Origin of the sequence: Rubrivivax sp. A210 (genome assembly GCF_904426505.1) — a bacterium.
GTDB lineage: Bacteria > Pseudomonadota > Gammaproteobacteria > Burkholderiales > Burkholderiaceae_C > Rubrivivax.
In genome coordinates this window covers 202,495-218,433 of sequence record NZ_CAJGBN010000034.1, presented here as the reverse complement: position 1 = coordinate 218,433, position 15,939 = coordinate 202,495, and the positions used below count along the sequence as shown (strand labels likewise).

General features: G+C 71.4%; 12 protein-coding genes and 1 tRNA gene. 5 read left to right on the top strand and 8 right to left on the bottom strand.

From position 1 onward, the window contains the following. Positions 1–168 precede the first annotated feature (168 nt). Positions 169–2,109, top strand: a complete 1,941-nt coding sequence (gene selB, locus JMV16_RS17050) for a selenocysteine-specific translation elongation factor (protein ID WP_201495490.1) — start codon at positions 169–171, stop codon at positions 2,107–2,109. A gap of 7 nt (positions 2,110–2,116) precedes the next feature. Beyond that, positions 2,117–2,213: transfer RNA gene (locus JMV16_RS17045), tRNA-OTHER, on the top strand. Between the two features lie 36 nt (positions 2,214–2,249). Here JMV16_RS17045 and JMV16_RS17040 read toward each other — a convergent pair. Continuing rightward, positions 2,250–2,933, bottom strand: a complete 684-nt coding sequence (locus tag JMV16_RS17040) for a DUF3306 domain-containing protein (protein ID WP_201495489.1) — start codon at positions 2,931–2,933, stop codon at positions 2,250–2,252. Further along, positions 2,930–3,484 (bottom strand): DUF3305 domain-containing protein, encoded by a 555-nt coding sequence (locus tag JMV16_RS17035; RefSeq protein ID WP_201495488.1) that lies wholly within the window; start codon positions 3,482–3,484, stop codon positions 2,930–2,932. The genes JMV16_RS17040 and JMV16_RS17035 overlap by 4 nt, the downstream gene beginning before the upstream one ends. Before the next feature lie 115 nt (positions 3,485–3,599). Between JMV16_RS17035 and JMV16_RS17030 the strand changes: the two genes are divergently transcribed. Genes JMV16_RS17030 through mobA form a run of 3 tightly spaced genes read left to right on the top strand, consistent with a single transcriptional unit; the run spans position 3,600 to position 7,014 of the window. Further along, the gene (locus JMV16_RS17030) at positions 3,600–5,792 is read left to right on the top strand and encodes a 4Fe-4S binding protein (protein ID WP_201495487.1); all 2,193 of its coding nucleotides are present in this window, start codon (positions 3,600–3,602) and stop codon (positions 5,790–5,792) included. Beyond that, positions 5,789–6,412, top strand: a complete 624-nt coding sequence (locus JMV16_RS17025) for a molecular chaperone (RefSeq protein ID WP_201495486.1) — start codon at positions 5,789–5,791, stop codon at positions 6,410–6,412. Before JMV16_RS17030 ends, JMV16_RS17025 begins: the two co-directional genes overlap by 4 nt. Beyond that, positions 6,409–7,014: a molybdenum cofactor guanylyltransferase MobA gene (mobA, locus tag JMV16_RS17020; RefSeq protein WP_201495485.1), complete on the top strand. Its 606-nt coding sequence runs from the start codon at positions 6,409–6,411 to the stop codon at positions 7,012–7,014. The genes JMV16_RS17025 and mobA overlap by 4 nt, the downstream gene beginning before the upstream one ends. 21 nt (positions 7,015–7,035) lie before the next feature. On the opposite strand, the gene JMV16_RS17015 is transcribed toward mobA, so the two are convergent. The 6 genes from JMV16_RS17015 to JMV16_RS16990 form a co-directional block, all read right to left on the bottom strand. Next, positions 7,036–8,148: a transglutaminase-like domain-containing protein gene (locus JMV16_RS17015; protein WP_201495484.1), complete on the bottom strand. Its 1,113-nt coding sequence runs from the start codon at positions 8,146–8,148 to the stop codon at positions 7,036–7,038. A 35-nt stretch (positions 8,149–8,183) separates the two neighbouring features. Continuing rightward, entirely contained in the window at positions 8,184–8,732 is a 549-nt protein-coding gene (locus tag JMV16_RS17010; protein WP_201495483.1) for a TlpA family protein disulfide reductase, read from the bottom strand. Further along, complete coding sequence (gene selA / locus JMV16_RS17005) at positions 8,729–10,180, bottom strand: L-seryl-tRNA(Sec) selenium transferase (RefSeq protein ID WP_201495659.1); 1,452 nt, start codon at positions 10,178–10,180, stop codon at positions 8,729–8,731. Before selA ends, JMV16_RS17010 begins: the two co-directional genes overlap by 4 nt. Before the next feature lie 164 nt (positions 10,181–10,344). After that, positions 10,345–11,286, bottom strand: coding sequence for a hypothetical protein (locus tag JMV16_RS17000; RefSeq protein ID WP_201495482.1), 942 nt, complete (start codon positions 11,284–11,286; stop codon positions 10,345–10,347). A 71-nt stretch (positions 11,287–11,357) separates the two neighbouring features. After that, positions 11,358–14,207, bottom strand: coding sequence for a formate dehydrogenase subunit alpha (gene fdhF, locus JMV16_RS16995; RefSeq protein ID WP_201495481.1), 2,850 nt, complete (start codon positions 14,205–14,207; stop codon positions 11,358–11,360). Beyond that, positions 14,204–15,907, bottom strand: a complete 1,704-nt coding sequence (locus tag JMV16_RS16990) for an NADH-ubiquinone oxidoreductase-F iron-sulfur binding region domain-containing protein (protein WP_201495480.1) — start codon at positions 15,905–15,907, stop codon at positions 14,204–14,206. The genes fdhF and JMV16_RS16990 overlap by 4 nt, the downstream gene beginning before the upstream one ends. Positions 15,908–15,939 lie beyond the last annotated feature (32 nt).

Genomic DNA, 15,939 nt, shown 5'->3' with positions numbered 1-15,939 from the left:
ATGGGTATTTCAGTGCTCGCTTGCTAGGGGATGTACCGAGGAAGGCAGGCCTTCGGCCCGATACGGACGTGAGCCACGGGCCAAAGGGCCGCAATGGGTCGATCAAAGGTGCGAAAGGGCACAGGGCCGCTAACATGCGCGAGCCATCCACCAACCACCGCCCAAGCCTTGATCGTCGGTACCGCAGGTCATATCGACCATGGCAAGACCTCGCTGGTCAAATCGCTGACCGGGTTCGATGCCGACCGCCTGAAGGAAGAAAAGGCGCGCGGCATCACCATTGACCTGGGCTTCGCCTACAAGCCCCTGCCCGACGGCGGGATGATGGGCTTCGTCGATGTGCCCGGTCATGAGCGCCTGGTTCGCAACATGCTGGCCGGCGCCACCGGGATCGACCATGTGCTGCTGGTCGTGGCAGCCGACGACGGACCCATGCCGCAGACGCGCGAGCACCTGGCCATCCTCGACCTGCTGGGCCTGGACCGCGGTGCCGTGGTGCTGACCAAGTGCGACCTGGTCTCGCCCGCCCGCCTGGCCGAGGTCAGCACCGAGATCGAAGAACTGCTGCAGCCCACCGCGCTGGCGGGCGCCGCGATCTTTCCGGTCTCCAACTTCAGCGGCGCGGGCCTGGCCGCGCTCGAGCAACACCTGCTGCAAGCCCGGCTGTGCCAGGCTTCGCGCGCTGACGATGACCTGTTCCGCCTGGCGGTGGATCGCTGTTTCTCGCTCGCCGGCATCGGCACCGTGGTCACCGGTACGGCGGTCTCGGGCCGAGTGGCCGTGGGCGACCGCGTGCTCGTCTCGCCGCGCAAGCTGGCGGTGCGCGTGCGCGGCCTGCACGCGCAGAACCGCGAGGCCCAGCAGGGTGTAGCCGGCCAGCGCCTGGCACTCAACCTGGCCGCCACCGGCCTGGAGAAGAGCGACATTTCGCGCGGCGACTGGATCGTCGCCGATGCGGCGCAGGTGGCCACGCGCCGCATCGACGCACGCCTGCGCCTGCTGCCCGGTGAGCCGCGCGAGTTGGCGCACTGGACGCCGGTACATTTGCACCTGGGCGCCTGCGATGTCGGTGCGCGCGTGGTGCTGCTGGAATCCACGGCGCTGGCGCCTGGCGCTGATGCGTTGGTGCAGTTGGAACTGGACCGCGACATCGCCGCCTGGCATGGTGATCGATTCATCCTGCGCGATCAGTCGGCCACGCGCACGCTGGGCGGCGGCAGCGTCATCGACCCCTTCGCCACTGCGACCAACCGGCGCAAGCCGCAGCGCCTGGCCGCGCTGGCAGCGCTGGAGCAGGCTGACCCGGCCGCGGCGCTGGCCGACCTCCTGGCGCTGCAGCCGGCTGCCGGTGTCGAGCAAGAGGCGTACACGGTGGCGCGCAAGCTGCAGCCGGCCGCACGTACCGGCCTGCTGCAGGCCGTGCCGCACCGCGCGCTCGCCGACGGGCCCGTGACGCGCCTGTTCGCTGCCGGCCAGCTGGAAAGCTTGTCAACCGGGCTCACCGAGGCCCTTGCCACCCACCACCGAAAGCAGCCTGACAGCCCCGGCCTCACGCCCGAAGTACTGCAGCGTCAGTCCACCAGCAAGCCGCGCGCCTGGGTGTTTTCCCAGCTGCTGCGCGAGCTGATCGCCACCGGCCGTGTACAGCGCGCCGGCCCCTATCTGCGCCTGGCGGGCCAGGATGTGGCTCTGCTGGCCAACGAGCAGAAGCTGTGGGAACGCCTGCGGCCCTGGCTGGACGAAGGGGGCCTGCACGCTCCCAAGCTGAGCGACATGCTGGCGCGCGACCGCAGCCTGCACCGCGACCAGGTGCTGCGCCTGCTGCGCAAGCTGGCGCAGTTCGGCAAGCTCTACGCCGTCAGCGACGAGTACTTCATTCAACCCAGGCACCTGCACGCCCTCGCGCTGGAGTCGCAGCGTCTGGCCGCAGCCGAGCCCCACCGGCGACTCAATGTGAAAGACCTGCGCGAGTCACTGGGCCTGAGCCGGCATCTGTCATTGCCGCTGGTAGAGTTCTTCGATCAGGTCGGCTTCACCAAGCGCGACCCCGAAGGCCGCCGCGTGCGGCGCGACGCCACCGAGATGTTCGGCGGCGCATCGCAGGCATGAATCCCATGGAAGAGGATCGTTCCCCGGTGGGGCGTCCGGTCTGCAAAACCGGGTGGGGCCGCTCAGCGGTTCCAGGTGGGTTCGACTCCCACGCTCTTCCGCCAGCCTTGTCTGGCGCGGCCTGACCGGGCCGGCCGGCTTCAGGCGCCCCGGCTCGGGCCTGGCTCGGCGCCGTCGGCAGCGGCCCCTGCATCGGGCGGTATCCCGGCTTGAGCGGGTGGCGCGGCAAGACTGGCTTCGGCGCCCGTGGATGCGTCCGTCGGTGCGGCGGGCTGCATCGGCGCGAGCTCGACGGTCTCCGCCGCGGGCAGCGCAATGGGTGCCACGGGCGCTGGTTCCTCCGCCGGCCGCTGCTCTTCCAGCTCGTCGTCGAGCAGGCCCATGAGGCGGGCCTGCACCATCTGGCGCAGCATGGATCGAGGGATCGGGTCAGCGCGGCCGTAGTCGTCGATGTAGGTGTCCAGCCCGTCCATCACGTTGTAGTGCGGGTCGGCGAAAAGCTTCTTCATGGCCGAGTTCTTCACTTCGGCGTCCACGCCCGGCGCGACGAAGCGGGCGAAATCCGAGGCCGGCGTCAAGGACTCGACATCGGCCAAGGTCGGCGGCGGCGGCTGCGCAGGAGGCGGCACGCGGGTCGGAGCTTCGGCTTCCGTGGTTGCAGTGACGGCAGGTGCGCCGGCCGCGGACGCGGCCGGCGGCTGGTCGACCACCGGAGCCACGACCTCGGCCTTGACCGGCGCAGGCGCCACCGCCTCGCCCTGGCGCACCAGCAGCTTGCGCCGCGACCAGCGCGAGAGGAAGGAATCGTCGCCGCGCTCGCTCATCGCTGTTCCCAGTCGCCGGCGACCCGTCGCGCACGCTCTTCCGGGCTCAGGAAGGAACTGGCGCGCTGCTTGCGCGGCCCGTCGGGCTTGAAGTGCTCGTTGGTGAAGAGGCGCAACCACTCGCACAGCTCGTCGGCCAGCGGCACGTTGTCCACGCGCTCTTCGGCGGCCATCCAGCGGTCGCATTCGATGTAGGACAGGCTCACCGTCTGCGGCCGGGCCAGCGAGGCGTCGATCTCGTCCACGCGCCAGACCACGAACCAGACAGGGCGTCCCGAGGTGAGGTTGAGGAAATAACCCTTGCACTCGTCGGCAAAAAGCTCGATGCGGTAACCGGGGTGGAGCCAGCGCGAATGGCGCCCGTCGTCGAAGAGCTTGCGCGGCTCGCTGCCGTAGGCGCCCTCGTCGGGGATGACTTCGGCGACGCGGAAGGCGTAGTCTTCCCACTGGTTGGGCTGCACCACGCGCTCCATGACCACGGCCACGTTGATGCCGGGGCGCTCGGGGCGCGGCGCGCCGGACGGCGGGATGTCGAGGCTGGCAGTGACCATGGCGCAGTCTATGCCGAGCCCATGCACCCAGGACGCCATCGCAGCCAAGACCATAATGCGCCGCTCTGCGCGACAGCCTCGTTCGCGCCCGCCTTGCCAGGACTCCCGAGTACCGATGAAGACCCTGATCTGCAACTGCAACCAGACCCTGCCCCTGGATGCGCCGGCGATCAGAAAGGCGCTGGAGCAGACGCCCGGGGCCAGCGTCGACGGCCTGACCACCACCCACACGCTGCTGTGCCGGCGCGAGGCCCCGGCCTTCCAGCGCGCGGCCAAGGACAGCACGGCCAGCGGCGACGAACTGCTGGTGACCTGCACTCAGGAAAGCCGTTTGTTCCTGGAGCTGAATGAAGAGACCGAGGGCGCGGCCAGCGTGCTCGAGCGGCCGATACGCTTCGTCAACATCCGCGAAACCGCAGGCTGGTCACGCGACGGCAAGGCGGCCACGGCCAAGATCGCCGCCCTCATCGCCGCGGCCCAGTTGCCGGCGCCTGAGCCGGTGGCCACGGTCAGCTACCGCTCGGGCGGCCGCTGCCTGGTGATAGGGCCGGCCGAGATGGCCGAGCAGGCGGCCGAGCTGCTGGGCGACAAGCTCGACGTGAGCGTGCTGGTCAGCCCCGGCGGTGGTGGTGCAGGTGGGGCGCTGGCGCAGGCCCATGCGCGCGCCACCCACCACGGCCGCCTGCTGCGCCTGAGTGGCTGGCTGGGCCAGTTCGAGGCCGAGTGGGAAAGCACCAACCCCATCGACCTGGACCTGTGTACGCGCTGCAATGCCTGCGTCGCCGCCTGCCCCGAGGGCGCCATCGGCCTGGACTACCAGGTCGACCTGGACGCCTGCAAGCGCCACCGCGACTGCGTGCGCGTCTGCGATGCCGCTGGCGCCATCGACTTCACCCGCGCGCCGCTGCGGCAGCAGGAACGCTTCGACCTCGTGCTGGACCTGCGCGCGGAGTCCGCGTTCACCATGCACCAGCCGCCCCAGGGCTATTTCCACCCGGGCGCCGACGAGCGCCAGCGCCAAGCCGCGCTGCGCGCCCTGCGCGAACTGACCGGCGAGTTCGACAAGCCGCGCTTCTTTGCCTACCAGCCCAAGCTGTGCGCGCACAGCCGCAATGAGAAGATAGGCTGCAGCGCCTGCATCGATGTCTGCAGCACGCGCGCCATCCGCAGCGATGCCTCGCGCAAGGGCCGCACGCGCGGCGAACAGGCCGGCGGCGTGATCGTCGAGCCGCATCTGTGCGTGGGCTGCGGCGCCTGCAGCACGGTCTGCCCCAGTGGTGCGATGAGCTTTGCCTACCCCGGCGCGGCGGACCAGGGCCGGCGCCTGCGCACGATGCTCACGGCCTACGCCCGCGCCGGTGGCCGCGACGCCGCGCTGCTGATCCACAGCGAGCAGGCCGGCCAGCGGCTGATCGACGATCTCGGCCGCGGTGCCCGCGTCGACCGCAGCCTGCACGGCGTGCCGGCACGCGTGCTGCCGCTGGCCGTGTGGCACACGGCCAGCATCGGCCTTGAGCTGTGGCTCTCGGCCATCGCCCAGGGCGCGAGCCAGGTCTGGGTGCTGCTCAGCGCCGAAGAAGCGCCCGAGTACCGCGCCGCCTTGCGCGAGCAGATGGCAGTGGCCCAGGCCATCCTCAGCGGCCTTGGCTATGGCGGCGAGCACCTGCGCCTGATCGAGGCCCGCGATGCGCGCGACCTGCCGGCGCTGGACGCCACGCTGCGCGCGCCGCCGGCCCAGGGCGTCGCCAGCGCCGCCAGCTTCGCGGTGCAGGCCGACAAGCGCGGCACGCTGGAGCTGGCGCTGGCCCACCTGCTGGCCCAGGCGCAGGCCTTGCCCCTGCCCGAGGCGCTGCCGCTGCCGACCGCCGGCGCGCCGCTGGGCAACCTGGTGGTCGACACCGCCAAATGCACGCTGTGCCTGAGCTGCGTCAGCGCCTGCCCGGCCGCGGCGCTGGCCGACAACCCCGAGAAGCCGCAGTTGCGCTTCATCGAGAAGAACTGCGTGCAATGTGGCCTGTGCGCCCTCACCTGCCCCGAAGACGCCATCACGCTGGCGCCGCGCCTGTGGCTGGCCGACGGTGGCCGCGCACGGCGCGAGCCGCGCGTGCTGGCCGAGATGGAGCCCTACCGCTGCGTGCGCTGCGCCAAGCCCTTCGGCACGCTGCGCGCCATCGAGAACATGCTCACCAAGCTGGCCGGCCACAGTGCCTTCCAGGGCACCGCCGCCGAGCGCCTGAAGATGTGCGGCGACTGCCGCGTGGTCGACATCCACAGCAACCCGAACGAACAGCGCATCACCGACCTATGAGCACGGCACCTATCGGCTTTGCCAGCAGCGACGAGGGCGAGGAACTGGCCCGCGCCGAGCTTTACGGCCTGCTGGCCCGCCTGTGGCTGGCGCCGCCCGACGCGGCGCTGATGGAGCAATTCCGCGTCGCCGTGACGCAGGCACCGCAGGGCGGCCACCTCGAAGCGCCCTGGCAGGCGCTGGTGGCGGCGATGCGCGCCACCACGCCCGAAGCCGCTGCGGCTGAACACACGGCGCTTTTCATGGGCGTGGGCAAGCCCGAGGTCTTTGCCTACGGCTCCTACTACCTCAGCGGCTTTCTCAACGAGCGCCCTTTGGCGCTGCTGCGCGGCGATCTGGCCCAGTTGGGACTGACACGCAGCGCCGATGCGCTGGAGACCGAAGACCACGTCAGCTACGGCTTCGAGGTCATGCGCTACCTGATAGCCGGCGACGACGCGGCGGTGTGCAACCTCGAGCAGCAGCGCCTGTTCTTCCGCAAGCACCTGCAAACCTGGGTCGAGAAGCTGTGCGAAAGCGTGGCCGTGCATCCTCGTGCCGCCACCTGGTGCGCCGTGGCCGCGCTCACCGCGGCCTTCATGCAGGTCGAGGCCCAGGCCTTCGACATGGTGGAATCATGAGCATCACCCGCGACGACATCACCGGGCTCATCCTCTGTGGTGGCCGCGGCAGCCGCATGGGCGGCAGTGACAAGGGTCTGCAGCCCTATCAGGGCCTGCCCTTGGCCATGCACGCGCTGCTGCGCCTGTCGCCGCAAGTGGGCACGGTGATGATCAATGCCAACCGTAACCTCGCGGCCTATGAATCGATGGGCGTGCCGGTGTGGCCCGACCCCCTGCCCGACTTCCCGGGCCCGCTGGCCGGCTGGCTGGCCGGCCTGGAGCGCTGCGAGACACGCTACATGGCCGTCGTACCCTGCGACTCGCCCTTGTTCCCGGTCGACCTGGTGCAGCGCCTTGCCGGGATGATGGTGCGTGAAGGCGCCGAGATCGCGATGGCCGCCACGCGCGAACAGGGGCGGGTGCAGGTGCAGCCGGTATTCAGCCTTGTCGAGGCTGGCCTGCTGGAGAGCCTGGCCGGCTACCTGAAGAGCGGAGAACGCAAGATCGACCTCTGGACGGCGCGCCACCGTTGCGCCCAGGTGCTGTTCGACGACGCCGTGGCCTTCGTCAATGTCAACACGGCCAGCGAGCTGCAGGCGCTGGAAGGCGGCCCGGCGTAGGCCGCGCCGCGCCCGCCAGGCTCAGGCCGTGATCTCGCGCGCCGAGATCGTGTAGCGGAAGTTGTCCGGCGCCAGCTCGTCGAAGCGACCGCTGCCGTTCTCGCCCTGGGGATACATCAGGAAGGGCAGCGTGCCCTTGCCGCTGCCACCCGGCAGCGTCACGTCGTGGGCGGTGTTGTAGGCCAGCCAGTTGCCTTCCCAGTTGCCGAACAGGCCCTTGGCCACCGGCGCCACCAGCGGGTGCCTGGTGTCCTTGATCCACTCCGGCGTTTCCTGGCGCATCACCTTGAGCACGTCGGCCGGGTCCATCGCCACCCAGCCATGCTGGCGCAGATAGACCTCGGCGCGGCAGTGCTGGGCACCCTTCAGGTTGGCCGGGTTGCCGCTCAGCTCGCGGTAGCCGAAGGCCGAGGGCACCAGGCGCAGGCCGTAGAGATCGCGCGCCGGCACGCCGACGCTGCGGCACATGCCGACGAAGAGGGCGTTGAGGTCGGCGCACTTGCCGCCCAGGTTCTCGGTCTCGAGCATGGTCTTGATGTCGCCGGTGCCGCAGCCGCGCACCTTGGGCTCGCGGTGGGCATGGGCGACGACCCAGTCGTAGAGGGCGCGCGCCTTGTCGACGTCAGTGCGCGCGCCGCGCGTGGCCTCGAGCGCGGTCTTGCGCACGATGCCGTCCAGCGGCAGCAGTTCGGCCGGCTGCAGCGCTTCCCTCAGCACCGCAGGGTCTTCCTTGGCGGGCGTGGGCCGCGACCAGTCGACGACGCGGTTGCGCGTCTGCACCCGGCTCACCAGCTGCAGCATGGGCGCCGCCACCGCGGCCGGGAATTCGGCGTACAGCATGCGCACGCCACGGGCAGCATCACTCACCAGGCGGGCGCTGCCGGCGTTGCCGCTCCAGCCGTTGTCCAGCGTGCGCTGGAAGCCGGTGTCCAGGCCCGGCACCGGCAGCCAGACGCGCGTGCCGCCCTGGGCATCGGCGACGTTGACGGTGGTCGTCACTTCGAACGTGCGCCAGCCCTCGAGCCGGGGCTCGAAACGCCGATCCTGCGCGCGGGCGAGGCCGGGCAGCAGCGGCAGCGCGGCCAGGGCGCCGCCGCGGGTGAGGGCCTGACGACGCGTGATGGTGGGGTTCATGGCTTGCTCCAGCTTGGTGAAGTTTGGGGTCGGGATCAGGTTGACGACAGCAGGGGCGCGATCCAGCGCTGCGCCTCGCTGCCGGTCCAGTCGGCTTCGCCGACCACGGAGAACACCGCCCGCCCGTCGCGGGCGACAGCGATGGTGGTGGGAAAGATGCGCACACCGAAGGCGCGGGCGGCGGTGCCGTCGGCATCGCGCAGTATGGGCAGCGTGATGGGCCACTGCGCCAGGTAGCGCCGCACCGCGGCATCGGTCTCGCGGAAGTTGATGGCCATGACCTGCAGGCCGCGCGCCTCGTGGCGCTGGGCCAGCAGTTCGAGCGAGGGCATCTCGCTGCGGCAGGGCTCGCACCAGCTGGCCCAGAAATTCAGCAGCACCGGGCTGCCCCGGGCGCCGGCCAGGCTCCAGGGCGGGCCTTCATGGCTGGGCAGGGCGAGCGCCGGCGTCGCCCTGCCCTTGGGCCAGGGCCGGGGCTGGACCTCGCCCTCGGCGCCCTGCCCCACGGCCGGCAGCGCGGCTGCGGCCGCTGCGCCCGCAGTCAGGACGGCAAAGCCGCGTCGCGTGAGGCCGCCAGTCTTCATGCCAGGGCCTCCTGCAGCATCGGCAGCTGGGCCAGGAACGGCGCCGCGTCTTCCAGGCAGCGCAGGTCGAGCAGCAGGCGGTCTTCGGCGATGCGGCCTATCACCGGCAGCGGCAGCGCACGCAGCGCCGTGGCCAGCGCGTCGAGAGCGCGGCCCGCACCCTTCTTCTGCAGCGGCGCCAGCGCCAGCCCGGCCGAGGGCAGGCGGTCGACCGGCAGCGAACCCGAGCCGATCTGCCCCAGCAGTTCGACCACGCTGACCACTAAGCGCGGCGCCACGGCCGCCGCCACGGCCGGCTGCAATTGCGTGGCCAGCGCGCGGATCTCGGCCGCCGGCCGCGTCAGCAGGCGCAGCGTGGGCAGGTCGCGCGCCAGGCGCTCGGGGCGCAGGTAGAGCATCAGCGTGGCCTCGAGCGCGGCCAGCGGCAGCTTGCTCATGCGCAGCGCGCGCTTGAGCGGAAACTTGCGGATGCGGCCTATGGCAGCGCGGCTGCCGACGATGAGGCCAGCCTGCGGCCCGCCCAGCAGCTTGTCGCCGCTGAAGCTGACCACATCGCAGCCGGCTGCCAGCTTCTCGCGCGGCGTGGGCTCGTGCGGCAGGCCGTAGGCCGCCAGGTCGACCAGCGAGCCGGCGCCCAGGTCGCTGGCCAGCGGCAGGCCGCGGGCGTGGGCGATGGCGGCCAGCTCGGCCTCATCGACCACGGCCGTGAATCCCTGCACCGCGTAGTTGCTGGTGTGGACCTTCATCAGCAGCGCCGTGCGCGGGCCGATGGCGTCGGCATAGTCGCGCGCATGGGTGCGGTTGGTGGTGCCGACTTCGACCATGCGTGCGCCGGCGGCGGCCATCACATCGGGCATGCGAAAGGCGCCGCCGATCTCGACCAGTTCACCGCGCGAGACGATGACCTCGCGCCGGCGTGCCAGCGCGGCGATGGTCAGCACCACGGCGGCGGCGTTGTTGTTGACCACCGTCGCCGCCTCGGCGCCGGTGAGCGTACACAGCAGCTCCTCGACGATGCTGTCGCGGTCGCCGCGGCCACCGCTTTGCAGGTCGTACTCGAGGTTGTTGGGGCCGGCCATCGCCGACAGCACATGGGCCAGCGCGCCCTCGGCCAGCAGCGCCCGGCCGAGGTTGGTGTGGATCACCGTGCCGCTGAGATTGAGCACGGTGCGCAGCCGCGGCGCCAGGCGCACGGCCACGGCGCGCGCCAGCGCCGCAGCCAGTGCGCCGGGTTCGATCTCGGCGCGCGCCAGGAGGCCGGTGAGGGCCCGCGTTCGTAGACCTTCGAGCAGCGTTCGCGCCTGCCAAGCCACCAGGGTGTGGCCGTGCTCGACAACGAGTGCAGCCACGGCCGCGTCGCGAAGCAGGCGGTCGACGGCAGGCAGATCCTTGACCTCGGCCTTGACCCCTGGCGGCGGCAGCGCGTGCGCGGTAGCACTGGAACGCATGCTCAAGAACAACTCCCCATCGAGAAAGCGGGCACCTCGCGGCGACCGGCCCCGGCCGCGAGCGCGGCTGCCTTGCGTCATCTCACGTTGCACAGCGGAGCGCGCATTCTGGCCCAATCGCCGGCCAGCCTGCTGCGGCCAGGGGTCGCGGCCCTGATTGCGACTCAGGCCCTGCGTGCGTCGGTGGGCAGCGCGATGCCGTGCTCGTCGAGCACGCGGGCCACGGCGCCGCGCGTCACCGGCTTGACGATCATCTCGTCGCAGCCGGCCAGGTCGGCATGGACGCGGTCTATGGGCCGCGCGTGGCTGGCCACGCCGGTCAGCAGCAGGCGGCTGCCGGTGCGGGCGCGGGCGATCTCGTGCAGCTCGCGGCACACGCCCAGGCCGGGGTCGTTGCCATCCTCGGGCGCGATGCCGACGAAGGCAGCGACGATGGGGCGGCTGCGCGCCAGCCCGCTGGCCAGCGCCGGGTCGCCGGTAACGCGCACGACGAAGCCGAAGCGCTGCAGCAGCACGCCCAGCAGCAGGCGTGCCTGCTCGTCGGCATCCATCACCAGCACCTCGACCGCCGACGGCCCGTCGCGATGGCCCTGGTCCTGGCTCAGGCTCGCCAGGCGGGCCCGCCTGACGCTGGCGCGGCGCTCGACCTTGCGTGCGCGCCGCGCGGCGAGGTCGGTGATGAAGTCGAAAGACAGTTCGGACGGCGGCGCGGCCGGCGGAAGTGGGGGCTTGGCGGCCGGGACCTCGGCCGCCACGGCCACCACGGCCACCGGCACGGCCAGCGTGGCGACCGGCGCCGACGCGAAACGCATCGGCAGATCGACATCGGTCACCAGGGGACCGTCGACGCCGCGTTGCTCGGGCGGCACCGGCTCGGGCACCTTGACGTTGCGCAGCGTGATGTGCAGCTCGGATGCCCCAGCCTCGCGCGGGCGCGGAGCGGCCAGGTCCTCGAGCCAGATCGAGCCGTGGTTGGGCGGCTGCCGGCGCGGCTGCAAGGGCATGGGCTGGGTGACGAAGTCGTCGAGCCGCGCGCCACAGGCCTCGCAGGCCAAGGCCTCGGGGGCGTTGACCTTGCGGCAGGCGAGGCAGAGGTTGATGATCATGGGGCGCGCATTTTGAGCCGGGCACGGGGCCCGGTGCAATGCTCAAGCGGGGGATGGCGGCGCCGGCGCCTTCACCCGTGGGCCGGCAGCAGCTGGCCGCCGCCGAAGGTGGCCGCCGCCGGCAGCTCGCCCCCGGCGCGCAAGCGCACGGCGCAGTACTTGAACTCGGGGATCTTGGCCACCGGGTCCAGCGCCGGATTGGTGAGCTTGTTCACCGCCGCCTCGAACCAGCAGAAGGCGACGAAGACCGCGTCCTGCGGCATGCCTTCGTCGGCACGCGCATAAAGGCTCACGGTGCCGCGGCGCGACTCCAGCGTCACCAGCGCGCCCGGCGCCACACCCAGGCGGGCCAGCTGCAGCGGGTGCAGCAGCACCACCGGATCGGGCTCGAGCGCGTCGAGCACGCCCGAACGCCGCGTCATGCTGCCCGTGTGCCAGTGCTCGAGCTGGCGGCCGGTGATCAGCACCAGCGGGTAGTCGGTATCGGGGCGCTCGTCGGCCGGCACGATGTCGGCTGGAACGAAGCGCGCCCGCCCGCTGGTGGTGGGGAAGCGCTCGGTGAAGACCACCGGCTGGCCCGGGTCGCCCTCGTGCTCGCAGGGATAGGTGACGCTGCCTTCGCGCTGCAACCGCGCCCAGCTGATGCCGGCGATGCTGGGCATGACGCCGCGCATTTCTTCGAACACGCGGCCGGCGGCGGCGTCGCAGTCGGCCGGGGTGGCGCCGTAGGCGCTCCAGTCCAGGCCCAGCTGTTCGGCCAGGGCCGTGAGTATCCACAGATCCTGGCGCGCCTGGCCGGGCAGGCCGAGGGCGCGGCGGCCCAGCTGCACCAGGCGGTCGGTGTTGGTGAAGCTGCCGGTCTTCTCGACGAAGACCGAGGCCGGCAGCACCACGTCGGCCAGGCAGGCGGTCTCGGTGAGGAAGATGTCCTGCACCACCAGCATCTCCAGCGCGGCCAGCGCCTCGCGCGCATGGCCGGCGTCGGGGTCGCTCATGGCCGGGTTCTCGCCCATCACCACCATGCCCTTGACGCTGCCGGCGAGGATGGCGTTCATCACCTCCACCACCGTGAGGCCGGGGTTCTGGTCCAGCTGCTGCACCGGCACGCCCCAGGCGGCGGCGATGCGCTCGCGCGCCGCCGGTTCGCCGACGCGCTGGTAATCCGGGTACATCATCGGGATCAGCCCGGCGTCGGACGCGCCCTGCACATTGTTCTGCCCGCGCAGCGGGTGCAGGCCGGTGCCGGGACGGCCGATCTGCCCGGTCATCAGCGCCAGCGCAATCAGGCAGCGTGCGTTGTCGGTGCCGTGTACGTGCTGGCTGACGCCCATGCCCCACAAGATCATGCTGGCGCGGCTGCTGGCGTAGAGGCGGGCCACTTCGCGCAGGGTGTCGGCATCGATGCCGGTCACCGGCGCCATGGCCTCGGGGCTGTAGCCGCGCACATTGGCGGCCAGGGCCTCGTAGCCCTCGGTGCGGCTGGCGATGAACTCGGGCGCGACCAGGCCTTCCTCGACGATGACGTGCATCATCGAATTGAGCAGGGCCACGTCGCTGTCGGGCTTGAAGGGCAGGTAGCGGTGGGCGTGGCGGGCCAGCTCGCTGCGGCGCGGGTCCATCAGGATGAGCTGGGTGCCGCGGCGCACCGCGTTCTTGATCCAGCTCGCGGCCACCGGGTGGTTGACCACCGGGTTGGCGCCAATGACGATGACGACCTCGGCCGCCGCGACATCGAGCACCGGGTTGCTCACCGCGCCCGAGCCTATGCCTTCCAGCAGCGCGGCCACGCTGCTGGCGTGGCACAGCCGCGTGCAGTGGTCGACGTTGTTGCTGCCGAAGCCCAGGCGCACCAGCTTCTGGAACAGGTAGGCCTCTTCGTTGCTGCCCTTGGCCGAGCCAAAGCCGGCGAGTGCCCGCGCGCCATGGTCATCACGGATGCGGCGCAGCGCGCCGCCGGCATGGGCCAGGGCTTCTTCCCAGGTGGCCTCGCGGAAATAGCCGCGCGCCACCGCCGGGTCGCTGATGGCGTCGGCGCGCTTGGGTGCATCGGCGCGGCGGACCAGTGGCACCGTCAGGCGGTGCGGGTGGCGGGCGTAGTCGAAGCCGTAGCGGCCCTTTACGCAGAGCCGACCGCGGTTGGCCGGGCCGTCGCGGCCTTCGACATAGATGATCTGGTCGTCCTTGACGTGGTAGGTGAGCTGGCAGCCGACGCCGCAATAGGGGCAGACCGAATCCACCGATTGGTCGGGCACGGCCAGGGCCGCGCCGCGCGCCGGCGACAGCGCGCCGGTGGGACAGGCCTGCACGCATTCGCCACAGGCCACGCAGCTGCTGGCACCCATGGCGTCGTCGAAATCGAACACGATCTTGGCGTGCTCGCCACGGAAGGCCAGGCCGATGACGTCGTTGGCCTGTTCGTCGCGGCAGGCGCGCAGGCAGCGCGTGCACTGGATGCAGGCGTCGAGGTTGACGGCAATGGCCGGGTGGCTGAGATCGGCCGCCACCGCCGCACGCGGCGCAAAGCGCGGCTTGCCCACGCCCAGCTTGGCGGCCCAGGCGTCGACCTCGTTGTCGCGCGTGTGGGCCTGCTCGGGCAGGTCGCTCTGCAGCAATTCGAGCACCAGCTTCTGCGCACTGCGGGCGCGCTCGCTCGTGCTCTTGACCTCCATGCCCGCCGTCGGGCGGCGGCAGCAACTGGCGGCCAACGTGCGCTCGCCCTTGACCTCCACCATGCAGGCGCGGCAGTTGCCGGCCGGCTCCAGACCTTCGTTCCAGCACAGGTGGGGAATTTCGACACCGACGCGCTGGGCCGCCTGCAGGATGGATTCGTCGGCGCGCGCCGCGACCTCGCGGCCGTCGAGCGTGAAGTTGACGGTGGGCGCTTCGAGCCCGGCGCGCTCGGCGCGGGTGAGGGCATTCATGCTTGCAGCTCCTGCGCAAAGTAGCGCATCACGCAGTCGGTGGCGTTGGGCGCCGCCTGGCCCAGGCCGCAGATGCTGGCGTCGCGCATCAGCTGCGACAGCTCGGCCAGCAGCGGCTGATCCCAGCGCTCGCTGGCGATCAGTGCGCCGGCCTTGGCCGTGCCGGCGCGACAGGGCGTGCACTGGCCGCAGGATTCGTCGGCGAAGAAGCGCATCACATTGCGCGCCGCGTCAACCGCGCGGTCTTGCTGCGAGAGCACGATGACGGCGGCCGAGCCTATGAAGCAGCCGTGCGGCTGCAGGGTGTCGAAGTCCAGCGGCACATCGGCCAGGCGCTCGGGCAGGATGCCGCCCGAGGCGCCGCCCGGCAGGTAGGCGTAGAGCGTGTGGCCGTCATGCATGCCGCCGCAGAACTCGTCGACCAGTTCGCGCAGCGTGATGCCGGCCGGCGCCAGCTTGACGCCAGGCTCGCGCACGCGGCCACTGACGCTGAAGCGGCGCAGGCCCTTGCGGCCGTGGCGGCCCTGCTCGGCAAACCAGGCCGGGCCCCGCTCGACCAGCTCGCGCACCCAGAAAAGCGTCTCGAGGTTGTGCTCCAGCGTCGGGCGGCCGAAGAGGCCGACCTCGGCCACATAGGGCGGGCGCAGGCGCGGCATGCCGCGCTTGCCTTCTATCGATTCGATCATGGCCGACTCTTCGCCGCAGATGTAGGCGCCGGCGCCGCGCCGCAACTCGATGGGCGGCAGGCCGGGGATGGCGGCGCGCAGCGCGGCGAGTTCGGCCTCCAGCATCGCGCGGCAGCCGTGGTATTCGTCGCGCAGGTAGATCCAGATGCCGGCGATGCCCACGGCCCAGGCCGCAATCAGCATGCCTTCGAGGAAGCGGTGGGGGTCGCGTTCGAGCAGCCAGCGGTCCTTGAAGGTGCCCGGCTCGCCCTCGTCGATGTTCACCGCCATGTGGCGCGGCGCCGGCTGGCCGCGCACGATGCGCCACTTGCGCCCGGCCGGAAAGCCCGCCCCGCCCAGGCCGCGCAGGCCGGCATCGTCGAGCAGGGCGATCATCGCATCGGCGTCGCGGCGACCTTGCAGGCAGTCCAGCAGCAGCGCATAGCCGCCACCGGCACGGTAAGCATCAAAGCCGATCTGGCCTCGCACCTCGTCGCGGTGCTCGCCTTGTTGCACCGCGGCCTGCACGGAACCCGCGCTGGCCTGCAGCACCGGATGCTGGTGTACCACCACCACCGGCGCCGTCTCGCAGCGGCCGACGCAGGGCGCGGCCACGACGCGCACGCCCGGTCCCAGCAGGGCCGGCAGCTTGTGCAGCAGCCCGGCCGCGCCCGACATCGCGCACGAGAGGCCGTCGCAGACGCGCACCGTGAGGGCCGGCGCCGCCGCCTCGCCCTCCTTGATGATCTCGAAGTGGTGGTAGAAGCTCGCCACCTCGTAGACCTCGGCCGCCGACAGCTTGAGCCACTGCGCCAGCGCCGCCAGATGCGCCGCCGGCAGCCCGTGCAGGCGGTCGTTGATGAGGTGCAGGTATTCGATCAGCAACTCGCGCCGCGGCGGCGCGTCACCCAGCCAGACGGCCAACTCCTGCGCAGCGGCGGGGTCGACCTGGCGGCCCTTGGGGGCGCGGCGGCGGCGCAGGCGGGCCTCAGCGGGTGCTTCGGCAGGGACGATGGGAATGATGGGCTTGCTCACATTCCCTAGCGTAGCGCACCGCCCCCGCCGCG

What these genes read in the sequence shown, in the direction of transcription:
- mobA (WP_201495485.1), top strand. Translation starts at nt 6,409, where the DNA reads ATGAGCATCACCCGCGACGACATCACCGGGCTCATCCTCTGTGGTGGC.
- JMV16_RS17010 (WP_201495483.1), bottom strand. Translation starts at nt 8,732, where the DNA reads ATGAAGACTGGCGGCCTCACGCGACGCGGCTTTGCCGTCCTGACTGCG.
- JMV16_RS17040 (WP_201495489.1), bottom strand. Translation starts at nt 2,933, where the DNA reads ATGAGCGAGCGCGGCGACGATTCCTTCCTCTCGCGCTGGTCGCGGCGC.
- JMV16_RS17015 (WP_201495484.1), bottom strand. Translation starts at nt 8,148, where the DNA reads ATGAACCCCACCATCACGCGTCGTCAGGCCCTCACCCGCGGCGGCGCC.
- JMV16_RS17000 (WP_201495482.1), bottom strand. Translation starts at nt 11,286, where the DNA reads ATGATCATCAACCTCTGCCTCGCCTGCCGCAAGGTCAACGCCCCCGAG.
- JMV16_RS17030 (WP_201495487.1), top strand. Translation starts at nt 3,600, where the DNA reads ATGAAGACCCTGATCTGCAACTGCAACCAGACCCTGCCCCTGGATGCG.
- fdhF (WP_201495481.1), bottom strand. Translation starts at nt 14,207, where the DNA reads ATGAATGCCCTCACCCGCGCCGAGCGCGCCGGGCTCGAAGCGCCCACC.
- JMV16_RS17025 (WP_201495486.1), top strand. Translation starts at nt 5,789, where the DNA reads ATGAGCACGGCACCTATCGGCTTTGCCAGCAGCGACGAGGGCGAGGAA.
- selA (WP_201495659.1), bottom strand. Translation starts at nt 10,180, where the DNA reads ATGCGTTCCAGTGCTACCGCGCACGCGCTGCCGCCGCCAGGGGTCAAG.
- JMV16_RS17035 (WP_201495488.1), bottom strand. Translation starts at nt 3,484, where the DNA reads ATGGTCACTGCCAGCCTCGACATCCCGCCGTCCGGCGCGCCGCGCCCC.